Source organism: Kitasatospora sp. NPDC056531 (assembly GCF_042794375.1).
GTDB lineage: Bacteria > Actinomycetota > Actinomycetes > Streptomycetales > Streptomycetaceae > Kitasatospora.
Genome location: NZ_JBHTTU010000004.1, coordinates 133,914 through 150,301, shown reverse-complemented (window position 1 = coordinate 150,301; position 16,388 = coordinate 133,914). Strand labels below are relative to the sequence as shown.

Below are 16,388 nucleotides of genomic sequence, written 5' to 3'. Positions count from 1 at the left end.
GTCCGCCCCGTCGACCAGCGGAAATCCGGTAGCCGGGCCCCTTGCGGCCCGGCTACCGTTCCCGCCATGAACGGCCAGACCACCGGGACGACCCGGACGCCCCCGACCACCACCCTCTGGCGCCCCACCGGGCCCGAGGAGCTGGCGCTGGTCGAGACCGCCGACTGGCGCGCCTGGCCGCCGAGGCTGCCCGAGCAGCCGATCTTCTACCCCGTCCTCAATGAGGACTACGCGATCCGGATCGCCCGCGACTGGAACGTGCCCGCCTCCGGCGTCGGCTACGTGACCCGCTTCAAGGTCGAGACCGCCTTCCTGGCCCGCTACCCCGTGCAGCAGGCCGGCGGCCGGACCATCCTCGAACTCTGGGTGCCTGCCGAGGAGCTGGCGGAGTTCAACCGGCACATCGTCGGCCGGATCGAGGTCGTCCACGAGTTCCGGCCACAGCCGTGACACCGCGCACGGGTGCGCCGCGTCCGGGCACGGCGCGTTCCGGCACGGCCGGTACGGATGCGGTGGGGCGGGTCCTGCTCACCTCCGCCCAGCGGACCAGCACCACCGCCCTGCTCGCCGAGGCCGCCGTCCGGCGCGGACTGACCACCGCCGTCCTGGACGGCCCGGGCACGGTCGGGCGGCTCGCCGGGCGGCCAGTCCACTGGTACGGCGGCCCGCTCGCCGCCGCCCGGATCGCCGCGCCGCTCGGCCTCGCCCTGCTCGAACCCGAGGACGACTGGCTCGCCCGCCTCCCCGAGGAGTTCACCCGCCGCCGGATCGAACTCACCACCCTCGCCGAGGCCTGGACGCTGCGCCACCCGGTCTTCGTCAAGCCGCCTGCCGACAAGTCGATCCCGCCCGCCGTCTACCCGGACGGCTCCCGGCTGCCGCGCACCGGCGAGCGGATCGGCCCCGACACCCCCGTCCTGGTCAGCGCACCGGTGACCTTCGCCGCCGAGTACCGGCTGTTCGTCCGCGACGGCGAGGTGCTCACCGGTAGCCGCTACGCCCGCTTCGGCCGGCTCGACCCGGCGCCGCTGACCGACGGGGCCGCCGCCTTCGCCCGCCGCCTGCTCGACGCCATCGGCGACACCCTGCCCAGCGCCGTCGCCCTGGACGTCGGTCCGGTCGCCGACCCGTACGACCCGGCCGAGCACTGGGCCGTGGTCGAGGCCAACCTGCCCTGGTTCGCGCACTGCTACGCCGCCGACCCGGAGCGGGTGCTCGACGTGGTGCTGCGTGCCGCCGGACCGGCCGCCGAACTCGCCGAGGCCGACCGCCGCTTCGTCCGCCCGCCGACCGACGGCTGACCGAAAGCCGGCCTGACCGACGGCCGACCGACGGCCGACCGAAAGCTGACGCGACAGACCCCGACACCTCGCAGACACCCTCCGTTCGACGGGACGACGCCGAACGGTACGGCGGGCGGTGAAGCATGGCGCGGTCGGCGGCGCCCTCGGCGGGCGCGGCCGGGTGCGCACGACCGAAAGGAAGCCCCGCCATGTCCCCAGCTCAGTGGCCCCGCCCCCGCGTGCTCGTCGTCGGGATCGACGGAGTCCGCCACGACTACCTGGCCGAGGTGGCGATGCCGCGCCTCCAGGAGGTCGCCGAAGCCGGGTTCCTGGTGCCGGTCACCGTCGCGGACACCACGCCCACCATGTCCGGGCCGTGCTGGGCCACCATCGTGACCGGCGTCGAGCCCGCCAAGCACGGTGTCTGGGGCAACCACCTGGGCGGCAACCGGCTCGACGTCTTCCCCGACTTCGCCACCCGCCTCAACCGCGGCGACCGCCGCCGCACCTTCGTCGCGGCCGGCTGGGACCCGCTGATGATCAACGAGTCCGGCGGCCCGCTCTTCCGCGCCCCCGGTCGGCTCTCCTACACAGCCCCGGCCGAGGACACCCCCGAGGCCTGGGAGACCGTCGACGAGGAGGTCACCCGGGAGGCCGTCCACGTCCTCTCCACCGCCGACCCCGAGGCCTCCTTCGTCTACCTCGGCGCCGTGGACGAGACCGCCCACTTCCTCGGCTGCGGCGAGGAGTACCGCGCCTCGATGCGCACCGCCGACGAGCGCCTCGGCCGTCTGCTCGACGCCGTCCGCGGCCGGGCGAGCTACGCCGAGGAGCAGTGGACCGTCATCGTCGTCACCGACCACGGGCACGTCGACGCCGGCGGTCACGGCGGCCGCACCGTCGAGGAGCGGACCGCCTGGGTCGCCTGCGCCGGCCACGACATCCCGGCCGGCCCGCCCACCGGCGAGATCCGGCACCCCGACGTCGCCGCCCAGGTGTACGCCTCGCTGCTGCGTCCCATCGACCCGCACTGGACCCTCGACGGGCGCCCCTTCCCGGTCGCTCGGCCGGTGCCCGCAACGGTCTGACCTGCCGCTGCACCGTCCGGCAGCGTGTCCGGGGCGGTCCGTTCGGGGCGGTCCGTTCCCCCCGGGTGCAGCAGGCCGTACTGCGGCGGGCCCGCGATTGAGTCACGCTCGATCGCAGGCCCGAACCCACTACCTCGGGGACCGGGCCGCCGGACATACGCCTGAAGGTGGAGACGGTACCCCGTGGGTTGGGTGCAAGATCGCGACCTCGTGGTGACGATCCGACGGGGCGGTCCGGGCCAGGATGGATACACCCGGACGGCGGACCGCTCCGCCGGACGGTCCGGACGGACCGAGCACGGTCGCTCCGGCAACCGACACATCGGCACCGGACACGGAGAGGGAAGTCGGGTATGAAGGGCATCGTGAGCAAGGTCGCGCTGGGAGTCGCGGGCACCGGCATGGCCGTTGCCGTGGCCGCCGTGGCAATCGGCCCGCGGGTGTCCGAGTGGTGGGACGGGCGTCATCAGGAGCAGGCCTCGTACGAGAGCGGGTCCCAGGCCAAGGCCGACCGCCGTTCGATGCCCACCTGGCTGCCCGACAACGCCTCCTCGGTGAAGTACGTGATGTCCACCTCGGGCGACGACCGCCTGCTGCGCGCCACCCTCCCCGAGGGCCGACTGCCCGCCGGCTGCACCGCCGGGCTGCCGGGCAAGGGCCCGCACCCGGTGCCGCTCTCGCTGAAGGCGGGCTGGTTCCCGGAGAGCATCGCGACCAAGGCGAGCGGCACCTGCGGGCACTACAATGTGACGCTCACCGGCAACCAGCTCTACGCGTGGCAGGACGGCGCGGCGCTGCAGGCGGCCCTTCGAGCCGAGCACGTCGCCAAGCACTGAGGGTGCTGACCGGGCGCTGATCCCGGATCAGCCGTCCTGACCAGGGAGTGGAACGGCCCGCCGGGCACCGGAAGGTGCGGGCGGGCCGTCGTCGTGCGCGTGTCGAGAGTCGTGCGCGCGCCGCGACCGACCGGTGGGCGGATCCGCCCGGGCGCACCCCTGCCGTCGTTCCCCTCGTCGGGCTGCGATAGGACGGAGCGCGAACGAACCCACGTCACCGCGTCCGTTAGGAGAGCCATGCCCGGCCCGACCGTCGGCCCCGCCGACGACACGTCGACCGCTCCCACATCGACCGTCCCGGCATCGACCGCACCCGTATCGACCGCACCGGCATCCGGCACCTCGCCCGTCGTCGGCCGGGCCGGTGCCGGCCGGGCGACGATCGCGGTCCTCGGCGGACTCACCGCGCTCGGCCCACTCACCACCGACCTCTACCTCCCCGGTCTGCCGGCGATCGCCCAGGATCTGACGGCCGAACCGGCGGCCGTTCAGCTCACCCTCACCTTCTCGATGTTCGGGGTCGCGGCCGGTCAGCTGCTCTTCGGGCCGCTCAGTGACCGCTTCGGGCGCCGCCCGCCGCTGCTGGTGGGGCTGGTCGTCTACACCGTCTCGAGCGTGGTGTGCGTGTTCTCGCCCAACCTGTCGGTGCTGATCGCCGCCCGCTTCGTCCAGGGCGCGGCCGGGTCGGCGGGGCTGGTCATCGGGCGCGCCGTCGCCCGGGACCGCTTCCAGGGCGTGGCGATGCTGCGCTTCCTCGCCTCGATCGCGCTGATATCAGGGCTGGCGCCGATCCTCGCCCCGATCATCGGCGCGCAGCTGATGCGGTTCACCTCGTGGCGCGGCACCTTCGGCGCGCTGACCGCGCTCGGACTGCTGCTCACTCTGGCCGCGTTCGGCGCGCTGCGCGAGACGCTGCCGCCGCAGGCCCGGAACGGCGGCGGGGCGGGCGCGGCGCTGCGCACCATGGGGCGGCTGCTGCGCCGGCTGCCCTTCCTGGGGCTGGCGTTGACCAGCTCGCTGTCCTTCGGTGCGCTGTTCGGCTACATCAGTGGGTCGTCGACGGTGCTGCAGCACGTGTACCAGGTCTCGCCGCAGACCTACAGTCTGCTGTTCGGGCTGAACTCGCTGTCGATCGTGGTGATGACCCAGCTGAACGGGCGGGTGCTGGCCCCGCGCTTCACGGCACGGGCACTGATGCTGGGCGGACTCGCCACGGCGGTCGCGGCGGGGGTGGCGCTGGTGCTGCTGACAACGGTCTGGGACTTCGGGCTGGCCGGGTTCTGCCCGCCGCTGTTCGTGCTGATGGGCAGCCTCGGGGTGGTCCTGCCGAACACGGCGGCCCAGGCGTTGAGCCTGGTCGAGCCGCAGGTCGCGGGTACGGCCTCGGCGCTGCTGGGCACCGGCAACTTCCTCAGCGGCGCGCTGGTCGCGCCGCTGAGCAGCCTCGGCGGACGGCCGTCGGCGGTGCTGCTGGCGGTGGTGGTGCTGGGGTGCGGGGTGCTGGCGCTGGTGGCGTACGTGACGATGTGCCGGCCGGGGCGCCTGCGGACCACGGCGGGGTGACGGCTGTCGGCGAACAGATAACGGCTGACAGATGTTGAAATCTGTCAGCCGTTATCTGTTGCGCGTTTGCCGTCAGTCCACAGCCACTAGGAGATCGAGAAGTCGTCCCCGTAGACATTGCCCTGCCCGTACCAGCCGTGCAGGTACACCGTCACGGTGCCGGAGGTGCCGGTGGTGAAGGGGGCGGACAGCTTGGTCCAGCCCGAGGAACTGGCCCAGGTGCTCGCGGTGGCACCGCCGCTGACGCCGATGTAGGCGTAGTTGCCCTGCACCCAGCCGCTCAGGGTGTAGCTGGTGTTGGGCTTCAGCGTCACGGTCTGGGTGCATTCGCCGGTCCGGCTCGCGCCGGGCGCGGCCTGCAGCGCGTGGGAGCCGGAGTGGGCCGGGGTGGAGACCACGGCGCCGCCGCTCTGGCAGGTCCACGGGGCCAGGCTCCCGGTCTCCAGGTCGCCGTTGACCAGGCCGGTCGACGGAGCCGTCCCGGTGACGGCCAGCGAGTAGGTCGCGGTGTGGGTGCCGGAGGGCGCGGTGGCGGTCACGGTCAGCGGGTAACTCCCGGGCGCCACCGCCGAGGTGGTGGAGATGTCGAGCGTGGCGCTGCCGTCGGCGGTGACGCTGCCGGGGGTGACGGTGGCGGTGACGCCCGCCGGGGCGCCGCTGACCGAGAGGTTGACGCTCTGCGCCGAACCGGCGGTCACCGCCGTCGCGATGCTCGCTGAGGTGGACGAACCGGGCGACACCGTACCGGAGTTCGGGTTCACCGCGACGGAGAAGTCGTTGGTCACCGTCGAGCCGCTGGTGAACGGCGCGAAGATGTGGCTGAAGTCCCAGGTGTTCTGGGCGACGCCGGAGCAGGAGTCGTCCCCGCCCTTGCCGACGCAGCCGCCGTTGTCGCGCTGGAGCGCCCAGAAGGAAAGGGTGTTGATGCCCTTCGACACCGCCCAGTTGTAGACCGTGGTGGCGTTCGCCACGGTGAAGGTCTCGGCCGCGCCGTAGTCGTCGATGCCGACCATCTCGGTGATCCCGATCGAGCCCCACAGCTGTGCCGGGGTCTTGGACGGGTAGAGCTTGGCCAGCTGGTCGTGCAGGCCCTGCGCGGAGGTCTGGGTGTCGGCGGCCATGTCGTGGGTGGCGCCGTCGTAGTAGTCGAAGGTCATCATGTTGACGACGTCGATCCGCGCGTTGTTGCTGACCGCGTTGCGCAGCACCGCGAGGCCGTTGTCGGCCAGCCCGCTGGTGGTGGTCGGCAGCGTGTAGGAGAACTGGACGTTGCGCCCGTTGGCGGCGGCCCAGTCCTGCACGGTCTTGATCGCCTTGTTGCGGCGGTCGATCCCGGCCATGTTGGTCAGCGAGTTGTCCTCGATGTCGAGGTCGATCCGGCTGATGTCGTAGGTGGTGATGAGGTTCTCGTAGGCGGCCGCGATCTGGTTGACGTCGGTGCAGCTGTCGGCCAGTTCGGTGCCGGTGTTGTCGGCGGTGTAGCCGCCGAAGGAGGGGATCACGTCCCCGCCGTTGGCCCGGATGGTGGCGATGTCGGCGCCGAAGGTAGAGGAGGAGACCGGCTTGGAGGTGTCGCCGTTCCAGTACGGGGTGCAGGAGCCCTTGGTGGCGGCCTGCAGGAAGGCCATGGTCAGGTACTTGGCGCCGGACTGCGCGGCCAGCGTGGCGGGGCTCTGGCCCGTCCAGGACTCGAAGTAGGGGGCGAACACCCGGCTGGGCAGCGGGGTCGCGGCCTGGGCGGTGCCCGTCCCGGCGGCGACCAGGCCGGCCGAGGCGGCCAGGGTGACACAGGCTGTCAGCACGGCCTGGACGGTTCTGCGAAGACGCATGGATTCTCCAACAGGAGTGGTGGGGAGGGATGTTGGGGAGGTCGGAGCGGTCCGGGGCATCGGCGGCCGTGTGGGGTCGGCCGCGTGGGCCCTGGTCCGGGGAGTGCGGTGCGGACACAAGGGCGTGCGGAACCCACCGACTCGCGTGGAGGCGGGCGACGGTGTGGACGTGCGCACGCCGTACGGAGCGGGGGTGGAGCGGAGCAGGGCAGGGCGGTGCCTCAGCCGCCGGTGGTCACACCCCCACAGTGCATCCCGGTCGGATCGACATGCTTATGTTTGGACTAGACCACTGGTCTGTCAAGGGTCCTAACTGTTCGTCAGCATACGGCCCAGGCTGCCGAAGGGAACGGATTGGCCGCCGGGGTATTGGGCGTGATGGTGGGTGAACCGTGAGTCCGAGTCCGTGAACGCCGATGGCCGCGCTCCCGACGGGCGGGGCGCGGCCACGGCTGCCCGGAGCTCAGGACGCCGGGCGGTTCGGGGGTGCGGATCGCGCTAGCGCGGCGACGGGCAGAGCGTGGTGCGCAGCGCGTCGTTGATCTTCGCGGCGGTGTCGGGGCCGAAGCCCTGCGGGTGGTCGGGCGAGGTGAAGTGCTGGTTGGCCAGCTCGATCAGCTTTGCTTTGTCCTTGGGGAACTGGTACATCGACTGGCACTGCTTGCGGGCCTGTTCCACCACCTGGTCGGGCTTGCCGCCGACGATCGCCGGGTCGATGGCGTTCAGCGCGGCGACCACCTTGCCGGTCAGGTCGGCGTCCGGCTTGGCGGGCAGTCCGGCATCGACGGGCGGTGCGGGCTTGGCGGGGGCCGACCCGTCCGTGCCGGGCGAGGAGCCCGCGGGCGCGCCGGTGGCGCCGTCGGCGGTAGCAGTCGCGGCGGGCGCGGAGGCGGCGGGCGTTGCGGCGGCCGAACCGGTCGAGGCGTCGGAGGGGGTGGCGGTGGCGGCGGCGGTGGTGGGGGAGCCGGCCGCAGTGGTGGCCTTGCTCGAGCTCGATCCCGAGCTGGAGCAGGCAGCGAGGCTCACCGCGGCGAGTGCCGTGAGGGTGGCGGCGAGGAGACGAGTGCGCATGGCGCCACACTGTCATGTTCGCGGCGCCGAAGGGAAGGTCCCGCCTGACGGCGGACGGCGGCCCGGAAGCCGTTGCCTCCGCGCCGCCGTCCACCGCACGAGCCGTTCGCCGTCCGGCTCATTCGTCGTACGGGTCGTCAGCCGAGCCCGTTGGCCTTCAGCCAGTCCTTGGCCACCGCCGACGGGTCCTCCTTGTCGATCGCGACGCGCTTCATCAGCCCCGTCAGCCCGGCGGTGTCCAGCTTGGCCGACACCGCGTTGAGCGCCGCCGTCGCGGTGGCGTCCACGCCCGCCTTGTTGACCAGCGGGGTGATGTTCTGTGCGCCGAAGACGTTCTTCGGGTCGGTCAGCGGGACGAGCTTGTACTGGACGATCTTCGGGTCGGTGGTGAACACGTTGCCGACCTGGATGCTGCCGTCCTTGAGCGCGTTCGCGGTGGTGTCTGCGGTGGGCTTCCACTCCTTGAAGGTAAGCCCGTAGACGTCCTTGAACTGCTGCTCGCGGCGGGACTTGAACTCCGGCTGGCCGCCGATGGTGAACTCGCCGGCCTTGGCGGTCAGGTCGGAGATGCTCTTGAGGCCGTACTTGTCGGCGGTCTCCTGGGTGACGCTGAGCGAGTCCTTGTCCTCGGCGGGCGAGGAGTCGAGGATCGCCAGCGAGGCGGGCAGCGTCTTGGTCAGCGCCGCGTTCACGTCCTGGGTGGTGACGGCGGTGGCCTTGGAGTCCAGGTAGGCGAGCAGCGCGCCGTTGTACTCGGGCAGGACCGTCAGGTTGCCGCTCTGCAGCTGCCCGTAGAGCACCTCGCGGCTGCCGATGTTGAACTTCTCCTCGACCTTGACGCCCTTGGCCTTGAGCGCCTGCGAGTAGATCGAGCCGAGCAGGACGTTCTCCGGGAAGTTCGCCGAGCCGACGACGACCGTCGACCCGGAGCCGCCGCCGGCCGCCGTGGCGCCCCCGGAGGCGCTGGTGCCCGCCGCGACGGTCGAACCCCCGTCGAGCGGGTTGCTGCTGGAGGAGCTGCAGGCGGTCGCACCCAGGGCGAGCGCGGCGAGGGTGCCGAGGAGGACGGCACGCCTGCTTCTCTTCAATGTCGACATGGTGACAGTTGTCCTTCCGGAGCGGATGGGAGAGGAGGGCTTCAGCGGGCCCGGCGCTGGGCGCGCATCCCGGGCGGGAGCGCGAACCGGGCGAGCAGGGCGAAGAACAGCTGGGCGCCGACCGCGAGCAGCACCACCAGCAGCGCGCCGCCCACGGTCACCGCGTACTGGCGGGTGGCCAGGCCGTCGATGACGTAGCGGCCGAGGCCGCCCAGCCCGACGTAGGCGGCCACCGTGGCGGTCGCGATCACCTGGACGGTCGCGGTGCGGAAGCCCGCCAGCAGGGTCGGCGCGGCCGACGGCAGGCAGACCTGGAAGAGCACCTGGGGGTGGGTCAGCCCGATGCCGCGCGCGGCGTCCCGGACGTCCGGGTCGGTGCCCCGCACCCCCTCGACGGCCGCCACCAGCAACGGCGGCGCGGCGAGCGCGACCAGCGGGATCAGCACGGCGGTGTCGCCGACCCCGGCGAGCAGCACCGCGAGTGTCACCAGCCCGAGGGTGGGCAGGGCGCGGGCGGCACCGGCCAGCGCGGTGACCGCGGTGACGCCGCGCCCGGTGTAGCCGATCAGCAGCCCGACCGGCACGGCCAGGACGGTCGCGAACAGCAGGGCCTCGCCGGAGAGCAGCAGGTGCTCGGAGACCCGGTGCACGATCGAGTCCGGGCCGCTGCGGCGGTCCGGGGCGGAGAAGAAGTCGCTCAGCCAGTTGAGCCAGTTCACGAGCCCGCTCCCTTCTCCCGGACGGCCCACGGCGCGAGCAGCCGCCGGGCGGCCACCAGCAGCAGGTCGACGACCAGCGCGAGCGCGGCGATCAGCACGATGCCGGCCACGATCGGGGTCGGGAAGGTGCGCTGGAAGCCGTCGATGAACAGGTAGCCGAGCCCGCCGCGCCCGACCAGCGCGCCGACACTGGCCAGCGAGATGCTGGACACCGCGGCGACCCGCAATCCGGCGATCAGGTACGGCACGGCGGCGGGCAGTTCGACCGAGGTCAGCCGGTGCCACGGCCCGTACCCCATCGCGGTGGCGGCCTGCCGGACGGACTCCGGGACGGCGCGCAGCCCGTCCACGGTGGTCGGCAGGAGGACGGCGAGGGCGTAGAAGGCGAGCGGGATCATCACGGTCGCCTGGGTGGCGAGCCCGGTGTAGGGGATCAGCACCACGAACACGGCCAGCGAGGGCAGCGCGTAGACAATGTTGAACACGGCCGACAGCGGCTGGTACAGCCGGGGGAACCGGGCGCAGGCCAGTCCGAGCGGGACGGCCAGTAGCAGGCCGATGAGCACCGGGAGCAGCGCGATCAGGGCGTGGTCGGCGAGCAGGTGGCCGAGGTAGCCGAGGTGGTCGCCGATCCAGTACCAGCGGACGATCGGTTCATCGTCCACCGTCGGCTCCGTCCGTCCGGTCGGTGCTGAGGGTCTTGCCGCTGCCTTGGGTCTTGTCGGTGTCGAGGGTTTTGTCGGGGCTGACGCGCTTCTTGAGGGCGTCGGTGGTTCGGTCGGCCGGCGCGAGAGCGGCGAGGATCACCTCGCGGCTCGCGGTGCCTACGGCCCGGCCCTCGCCGTCCAGCGCGACCGCGACCCCGGCGGGGGAGAGGACGGCGGCGTCCAGGGCGGTGCGCAGGGTGTCGGTGTCCGGGCGGTATCCGGCCACCGGCTGCAGCTCGGCGGTGACGGCGTTGCGGTCGATCCAGCCGATCGGGCGGCGCTCGTCGTCCAGGGCCAACTCCCAGCCCCCGTAACGGACTCCCTCGCCCACCGGGCGCAGCGGGACGGCGCTGGCGGGGCGCAGCCCGAGGCCGCGCAGGCCCCGGTCGCGGCCGAGGAAGGCGGCCACGCCGTCGTCGGCGGGTGTGGTCAGCAAGGTGTGCGGGTCGGCCAGCTGGGCGATCCGGCCGTGCTCGCGCAGCACCACGACCTGGTCGCCGAGCCGGACGGCCTCCTCGATGTCGTGGGTGACGAACAGCACCGTCTTGTGCAGCTCGGACTGCAGCCGCAGCAGCTCGTCCTGGAGCCCGGCGCGCACCACCGGGTCGACCGCGCTGAACGGCTCGTCCATCAGCAGCACGGGTGGGTCGGCGGCCAGCGCGCGGGCCACTCCGACCCGCTGCTGCTGGCCGCCGGACAGCTGGAACGGGTAGCGCCTGGCGGTCTCCGGGGCGAGTCCGACGAGTTCCAGCAGTTCGGCGGCTCGGGCGCGGGCCCTCTTGCGGTCCCAGCCGAGCAGGTAGGGGACGGTGGCGATGTTGTCGATCACCTTGCGGTGCGGGAAGAGCCCGGCCTGCTGGATCACGTACCCGATGCCGCGGCGCAGTTTGGCGGGTTCCAGCTGGGCGACGTCGGTGTCGTCCAGCAGCACCCGGCCGGAGGTGGGCTCGACCATCCGGTTGACCATGCGCAGCAGCGTGGTCTTTCCACAGCCGGACGGTCCGACCAGGACGGTTATCCGACCGGTCGGGACCTCCAGGTCCAGGCCCTCGACGGCGATCGTGCCGTCGGGGTGGCGCTTGCCTGCGCCCTCGAATCTGATCACGGGGTGTTTCCTCGTCAGGGCGTCCCGGGGAGGCGGCGCCTGTGTCGGTCGGTCGTTCGGTCGGGTCGTTCGTATGACGGCGGGTCCAACCGCCCGGGCGTTCTTCCGCCCGCGTGGCTGCCCAGCTTCGGACCGGCGGAAACTCCGATAAGACTATGACCTGCATCATCTCCTGTCTGTGATTTACCGTCCGGCACGCGCCGTGGAGCCCGGCTCAGGCCCGGCTTGAGCCCTTCGTACCCGCCCCTGTCGGGGCCTCGGCGTCAGCCGCCCGGACGGGTCGGCAGCCCGGCAGCGGCCCAGCCGACGAAGCCGCCGTCCAGGTCGGTCGCCCGGTACAGCCCCAGCTCACGCAGCGAGGCGGCGGCCAGGCTGGAGGCGTAGCCCTCGGAGCAGAGCACGATCAGCTCGACGTCGTAACCCGAGGCCTCGGGGATGCGGTGACTGCCGGTCGGGTCGAGCCGCCACTCCAGGACGTTGCGCTCGATGATCAGTGAGCCGGGGATCTCGCCCTCGGCCGCCCGCTGCGCCGCCGGACGGATGTCCACCAGCAGCGCGCCCGCCAGCTGGGCCCGGTACGCCTCCTGGGCGCGGGGGCGGTGGACGCCCTCGCGGGCCCGTGCCACCAGGTCGTCGATCGTGGTCACCACTGCTCCGGTCCTTCCTCCGAGGTACGGACGAGCCCGCCGGCCCGCAGGTCGTAGTGCGCCATCGAGCTGAGCGGGGGCGAGTAGGCGTGCAGGGTGACGGCCGGGCCGGAGGCGGTGTTGCGGACGTCGTGCACGTACTCGGGGCCGAAGGCGCGGGCGGTGCCGACCGGGACCCGGCGGATCAGCAGGCCCTGCTCCGGGCCGCCGAGTGACAGCTCCTCCAACTCGCCGAGCGCGACGGTGAAAGCGCCGCGCGAGCCGCCGTGGTCGTGGAAGCCGGTGGACTGACCGGGCAGCCAGCTGATCAGCCACACCTCGTGGTCGTCCTCGGCCACCAGGCGCTGGTACCAGCGCTCCTCGGTGGAGAGGCGGACCAGGTGGATCCACTGCTCGGGTTGCTCGGCCAGCTCGCGGACGATGCTCCGCAGGGAGTTCGGGGTCAGTGGAGCGCGGGCGCGCTCGGTGGTGGATGTCTCGGGGGTGTGCGTCGAGGTCTCGGAGACGAGGTCCAGGCTCATGGGGCGTCCTCGGGTGCGGCGGGAACGTCGGCGGGGTGTGGCCGGGTCCGGCGGCTGCGGTGGTGCCGGGCGGGCGCGAGTCGGCGGAGCGACCCGGCACGGCGCGCACGGTGCCGTCGGGCGAGGCGGGAGTACGACAGGAGTCAGAACTGCGGGTACGGGTGCGCGGCGCGGGCCCTGGCAGACGTCACAGGGCGGGACCGGCGGGGAGGAGCAAGGTCAACAGGAACAGATGGAACTCGCCTGGCGTCGCAGATCGACGTGCAGGCGGCAGACCAGAGTGGCGCCGGAGTCCATGCACCGGATCTTTTCCGAGCCGGTCGGACGAAGTCAAGCCGGGGCGCCCGTCTGTTGCGCCCTGTTAACTCTCGGCAGGACGGCGCGGAGCCAGGGGAGCCGCGGCCGGCGGCGCCGCAGCCGAGTGCTCGGACGGCGCCGAGGACGCGCCGCCCGACGCCGAGGACGCGCCGCCCGGCGACTGTGCGGGGACGGGCGCCGCGGAGTCGTCCGCGGCGGCCGACAGGGCCTGCTCGATCACCGGCCCGGCCTGCTCGCCCAGGTAGCGGCCGAGCGTCTGGTAGGCGTCGAACTGCTGGTGGTTGAACCACTGGTCGCTGGTGCCGTCGTTCGGGAAGGCCTGGTTGGCCACCGCGTAGGAGTGCAGCTCGTACGGCATGTCAGCGGTCAGCACAGCCTGGAGGACGATCAGCGTGCCGTGCCGGTCGGACTCCGGGAGGCCGTCGGTGCGGGGGTAGAGGATGTCGCCGGTGATCACCCCGCGGGCGGAGAGCCGGTCGGAGAGCTGGGCCGCCAGACCGCGCAGGGGCGCTCCGCCGCCGTTCCGGTCGGCGGTGGTGCTGCCCGGGATCAGCAGCTCCGGCCGGTGCAGGGTGATCACGATGCCCAGCTCCTCGCGGGCCAGCGTGATCGCGGCGGCCAGGTTGGCGGCGTAGCCCGAATCCCCGCTGGCGTCGATGCACACCGCCGTCCGCACCCGGTGCCGCAGCAGCTCGACCAGTCCGAGGTTCTCGTAGTGGCCGCCGTCGGTGGTGAGCAGGAAGCGGTCGTCCTCCGGGAACCGGCCCGTCAGCTCCCGCAGTTGGTACGGGAGCCGGCGGACGGCTGGCTGCGCGGCGCGGCGCCAGTCCGGGGTGCCGGACCAGGCCGGCCCGAGCACCGCGGGGTTGGGCAGCCACGTCCCGAGCCGGGCGTTGGTCACAGCGAACAGCCCCTGGTAGACGCGGGATTGGCGCCCCATGGCGGAGGAGAAGGCGGCCCCGGAGACGGCCATCGCCGACTGCACGGTGAGGTCCCGGGCGATGTGTCGCCGGGTGCGCCGCTCCAGCAGGTCGGTGCGGGCGTACCCGACGTCCGGACCACCCACGTAGTCGTGGGAGAGCGAGAAGGAGACCGCCCGACGGCCCGGCGGCGTGCGGGAGTTGCCGGAGAGGTTGGCCGCCGCCGAGAAGATCACCTGTGGGAAGTCGGGGTGCCGGGCCGCGTAGTGGCTCAGCCAGGTCTGCTCCCGGTAGAAGTCGTACCGGCGGGCGAACGACCGGCTGCCGTCGGTGACCCGGCGGACCGCGAACGCGGAGGCCAGCCGCAGCCGGTAGAACGGGTGCAGGCTCATCCAGGTCTGGTCGAGGTTGAGCCCGACCGCGGTGAGCACCAGCGGCAGCAGTACCTGCACGGCCGTCGGCCAGGCGTACCCGGTGGCGACCGCCCAGCCGAGGGCCAGCAGCGCGCCGGCCGTCAGTGTGGTGAGGGCCGCCCACACCACGATGTACTGCGGCAGGTTGGCGGTCAGGCCGCCGCCGAACCGGCCGGCGCCGCGTAGCGCCCCGGCGAACGCGGCCGCGCCGCTGCGGATCGTCCGGCGGTCGCGCCAGAGTATGCCGAGCAACAGGGCGAGGTAGCTGAGCACCACGGTCAGGCTGAGCCCGGCGCCGGTCAGCTGCGGACCGGCGGCCAGGGCCTGTTGGAGCCGGACGGCGCCCCAGGCCAGCCCGGGGATCGCCAGCACCCCGACGACCAGCAGGGCGGCCAGCGCGAGCGCGGCGGAGTAGAGCCGGCGCAGGGTGCGCGGCAGCAGCGCGTGCCAGCCGAGCGGCGGGAAGGCCAGTAGCCACAGCAGCCAGCACCCGGCCGCCGCGGCCAGTAGTGCCGCGAGGGCGGCCAGCGCGGGCGTCCGGAAGGCCAACTCGCCCGGCACGGCGCCCGCGTGGCGCAGACCGACGGCCGCCAGGGCGTGCAGATCGGTGAGCGGGACGGCGCGGTAGAAGCGGCTGAGTCCGAGGCCGAGCACCAGAACGGCGGCCAGCAGCAGGGTGAGCGCCGACAGCACACCGCGCAGCAGCGTCCCGAGGGCGACCAGCCACTCGCCGGCGCCGTCGGCGATGAACTTGCCGTGCCGACGGAGGTGGTCCTCCTCCGGGGAGCCGGGCTCCAGCACGGTGTCGGCCGTCAGGCCCGAGACGGCGTGCACCGGGCTGCCGGGGGCGGAGTCGCTGAGCGCGAGCTGCAGCGCGCCCACGGTGTACCCGCCGCCCGAGACGGAGACCAGGTACCGGGCCCGTTTGAGCCATGGGCGCAGCGCCTGGAGCGCGCCGAGCGTGACGCAGGCCGAGCGGATGCCGCCGCCCGAGGCGCAGAAGCCCAGCTCGGCGGGCTCGCGGCCGGGCGGCACCCGCGCGGCGTCGCGCCAGTGGGTGTGGGCGTCGGGCGGCGGCTCCTCAGCTGACTGCCCGCCGTCGCCGTCGTGCCGGGCGTCCCCGTCGTGCCGGGCGGCCGTCGGCCAGGGCGGGATCAGCGCCGGGCGTTCCGCCTCGTCCGTCTCGTCCGTCCTGTCCGTCTCGACCGCGGGCTTCGACACGGAGGACAGCAGTCCGCGCACCGCCCGCGCGGCCGTCACCAGCAGCACGCCCGCCGCCGTCACCCCGGCGGGCAGGAGCAGCAGCCACGCGACGGTGGCGAGCGCGGCCGCCACCGCGAAGGGGGTGTCGGAGCCGTGGTGGTCGAGCGCGACGCGCAGCAGCAGGTTGCCGGTGAGGTCGCAGCCGGCCGCGAGCAGACCGGCCTCGCCGACCGCCAGCGCCAGGGCGCGCCCGCGCCGCCGGCCGAACACGTACCGACCGAGCAGCGCAGCGGCCACCAGCGTCAGCCCGTACCCGGCGACCGGCCAGAGCTCGGCGCGCAGGGCGGCCGTGTAGTCCCCGGTGCGCCCGCCGACCAGCGCCTCGGCGGCGGTGCGGGAACCGGCCAGCCGCAGGGCGACCTCCGGCACCCGCGGTGCCTGGCGGTGGTGCAGCAGCCAGCCGAGGGCGAGCGGCAGCACCGCTCCGAGGGCGAGCAGTAGGCCGGCCCAGGCTGGCAGGGCGGGCGGGCGCCCCGCCGCCACCGGGCCGTCGCCCACGGCCGTAGCCGAAGTACTCGAAGTACCCGTCGCACCCGCCGTATCCGAAGCGCGCTCCGCGCGCTTGCCGAGCGCTGCCATCCACACCACCCCCTTGGTCCCGATGCCACTCCGAGTCGTCGCCGTGTCGTCGTTCGATTCGCCTGCCAGATCCACGAGTTCACGCCGCCGGGTGCCGACGCGGCGGCCCGTCGTGACGTCCATCGGCGTCTTACCCGGTGGTGGCCGATTCCGCACCCAGGGCGCCCGCTTTCACTCGAATGAGTAAGGAACGCGTGTGCGGGGTAGATCAGCGTTTCACCCCACCCAGGGCCACCCGCGTGTCCGCGTAACAAGATCGCCCCAGACGCGTTACCGCCAACGTATTGTCAGGCCACCGAGGCCAGGCCTACCGTCTACAGATCGCTTTCTACGCACGTAGACCCCTGCGGCTCCCTGAGCGGACCGCAGGAGAGACCCGCCCCGTCAACCCTCAGACCGCGGGCCCGACCGCACGGCCGGACCGCGGAG

The 16,388-nt window shown here is 73.1% G+C and carries 15 protein-coding genes; 5 read left to right on the top strand and 10 right to left on the bottom strand.

Going from position 1 to position 16,388, the window contains the following annotated elements; translation table 11 throughout:
* Positions 1-66 precede the first annotated feature (66 nt).
* From ACFQ87_RS06935 to ACFQ87_RS06915, 5 genes are all read left to right on the top strand, one after another.
* Positions 67-450, top strand: coding sequence for an ADP-ribosylation/crystallin J1 (locus ACFQ87_RS06935; protein ID WP_380609526.1), 384 nt, complete (start codon positions 67-69; stop codon positions 448-450).
* A 62-nt stretch (positions 451-512) separates the two neighbouring features.
* On the top strand, positions 513-1,301 hold the full coding sequence (locus tag ACFQ87_RS06930) for an ATP-grasp domain-containing protein (RefSeq protein ID WP_380609684.1): 789 nt from the start codon (positions 513-515) through the stop codon (positions 1,299-1,301).
* 191 nt (positions 1,302-1,492) lie between these two features.
* Positions 1,493-2,371 carry an alkaline phosphatase family protein gene (locus ACFQ87_RS06925; RefSeq protein WP_380609525.1) on the top strand — a complete coding sequence of 293 codons (879 nt, stop codon included), beginning with the start codon at positions 1,493-1,495 and terminating at the stop codon, positions 2,369-2,371.
* 353 nt (positions 2,372-2,724) lie between these two features.
* Entirely contained in the window at positions 2,725-3,207 is a 483-nt protein-coding gene (locus ACFQ87_RS06920; protein WP_380609524.1) for a hypothetical protein, read from the top strand.
* A 237-nt stretch (positions 3,208-3,444) separates the two neighbouring features.
* On the top strand, positions 3,445-4,770 hold the full coding sequence (locus ACFQ87_RS06915) for a multidrug effflux MFS transporter (RefSeq protein WP_380609523.1): 1,326 nt from the start codon (positions 3,445-3,447) through the stop codon (positions 4,768-4,770).
* An 86-nt stretch (positions 4,771-4,856) separates the two neighbouring features.
* On the opposite strand, the gene ACFQ87_RS06910 is transcribed toward ACFQ87_RS06915, so the two are convergent.
* The 10 genes from ACFQ87_RS06910 to ACFQ87_RS06865 form a co-directional block, all read right to left on the bottom strand.
* On the bottom strand, positions 4,857-6,599 hold the full coding sequence (locus ACFQ87_RS06910; protein ID WP_380609522.1) for a glycosyl hydrolase family 18 protein: 1,743 nt from the start codon (positions 6,597-6,599) through the stop codon (positions 4,857-4,859).
* Between the two features lie 498 nt (positions 6,600-7,097).
* The gene (locus ACFQ87_RS06905) at positions 7,098-7,670 is read right to left on the bottom strand and encodes a hypothetical protein (RefSeq protein WP_380609521.1); all 573 of its coding nucleotides are present in this window, start codon (positions 7,668-7,670) and stop codon (positions 7,098-7,100) included.
* Between the two features lie 137 nt (positions 7,671-7,807).
* The gene (locus tag ACFQ87_RS06900) at positions 7,808-8,767 is read right to left on the bottom strand and encodes an ABC transporter substrate-binding protein (RefSeq protein WP_380609520.1); all 960 of its coding nucleotides are present in this window, start codon (positions 8,765-8,767) and stop codon (positions 7,808-7,810) included.
* Positions 8,768-8,808: 41 nt separating this feature from the next.
* On the bottom strand, positions 8,809-9,486 hold the full coding sequence (locus ACFQ87_RS06895) for an ABC transporter permease (protein WP_380609519.1): 678 nt from the start codon (positions 9,484-9,486) through the stop codon (positions 8,809-8,811).
* Positions 9,483-10,151 (bottom strand): ABC transporter permease, encoded by a 669-nt coding sequence (locus ACFQ87_RS06890; protein WP_380609518.1) that lies wholly within the window; start codon positions 10,149-10,151, stop codon positions 9,483-9,485. Before ACFQ87_RS06890 ends, ACFQ87_RS06895 begins: the two co-directional genes overlap by 4 nt.
* Positions 10,141-11,298 carry an ABC transporter ATP-binding protein gene (locus tag ACFQ87_RS06885; protein ID WP_380609517.1) on the bottom strand — a complete coding sequence of 386 codons (1,158 nt, stop codon included), beginning with the start codon at positions 11,296-11,298 and terminating at the stop codon, positions 10,141-10,143. Before ACFQ87_RS06885 ends, ACFQ87_RS06890 begins: the two co-directional genes overlap by 11 nt.
* A gap of 263 nt (positions 11,299-11,561) precedes the next feature.
* The gene (locus ACFQ87_RS06880) at positions 11,562-11,948 is read right to left on the bottom strand and encodes a rhodanese-like domain-containing protein (RefSeq protein ID WP_380609516.1); all 387 of its coding nucleotides are present in this window, start codon (positions 11,946-11,948) and stop codon (positions 11,562-11,564) included.
* Positions 11,942-12,466: a cysteine dioxygenase gene (locus ACFQ87_RS06875; RefSeq protein WP_380609515.1), complete on the bottom strand. Its 525-nt coding sequence runs from the start codon at positions 12,464-12,466 to the stop codon at positions 11,942-11,944. The genes ACFQ87_RS06880 and ACFQ87_RS06875 overlap by 7 nt, the downstream gene beginning before the upstream one ends.
* 219 nt (positions 12,467-12,685) lie before the next feature.
* A complete protein-coding gene (locus ACFQ87_RS06870; RefSeq protein WP_380609683.1) occupies positions 12,686-12,763 on the bottom strand; it encodes a putative leader peptide in 78 nt (25 codons plus the stop codon).
* Positions 12,764-12,827: 64 nt separating this feature from the next.
* Positions 12,828-15,878 carry a hypothetical protein gene (locus ACFQ87_RS06865; RefSeq protein WP_380609514.1) on the bottom strand — a complete coding sequence of 1,017 codons (3,051 nt, stop codon included), beginning with the start codon at positions 15,876-15,878 and terminating at the stop codon, positions 12,828-12,830.
* Positions 15,879-16,388 lie beyond the last annotated feature (510 nt).

Bases quoted from the DNA above. Each gene is read 5' to 3' on its own strand.
- ACFQ87_RS06925 (WP_380609525.1), top strand. From the start codon at position 1,493: ATGTCCCCAGCTCAGTGGCCCCGCCCCCGCGTGCTCGTCGTCGGGATC.
- ACFQ87_RS06905 (WP_380609521.1), bottom strand. From the start codon at position 7,670: ATGCGCACTCGTCTCCTCGCCGCCACCCTCACGGCACTCGCCGCGGTG.
- ACFQ87_RS06935 (WP_380609526.1), top strand. From the start codon at position 67: ATGAACGGCCAGACCACCGGGACGACCCGGACGCCCCCGACCACCACC.
- ACFQ87_RS06910 (WP_380609522.1), bottom strand. From the start codon at position 6,599: ATGCGTCTTCGCAGAACCGTCCAGGCCGTGCTGACAGCCTGTGTCACC.
- ACFQ87_RS06900 (WP_380609520.1), bottom strand. From the start codon at position 8,767: ATGTCGACATTGAAGAGAAGCAGGCGTGCCGTCCTCCTCGGCACCCTC.
- ACFQ87_RS06875 (WP_380609515.1), bottom strand. From the start codon at position 12,466: ATGAGCCTGGACCTCGTCTCCGAGACCTCGACGCACACCCCCGAGACA.
- ACFQ87_RS06920 (WP_380609524.1), top strand. From the start codon at position 2,725: ATGAAGGGCATCGTGAGCAAGGTCGCGCTGGGAGTCGCGGGCACCGGC.
- ACFQ87_RS06870 (WP_380609683.1), bottom strand. From the start codon at position 12,763: ATGGACTCCGGCGCCACTCTGGTCTGCCGCCTGCACGTCGATCTGCGA.
- ACFQ87_RS06915 (WP_380609523.1), top strand. From the start codon at position 3,445: ATGCCCGGCCCGACCGTCGGCCCCGCCGACGACACGTCGACCGCTCCC.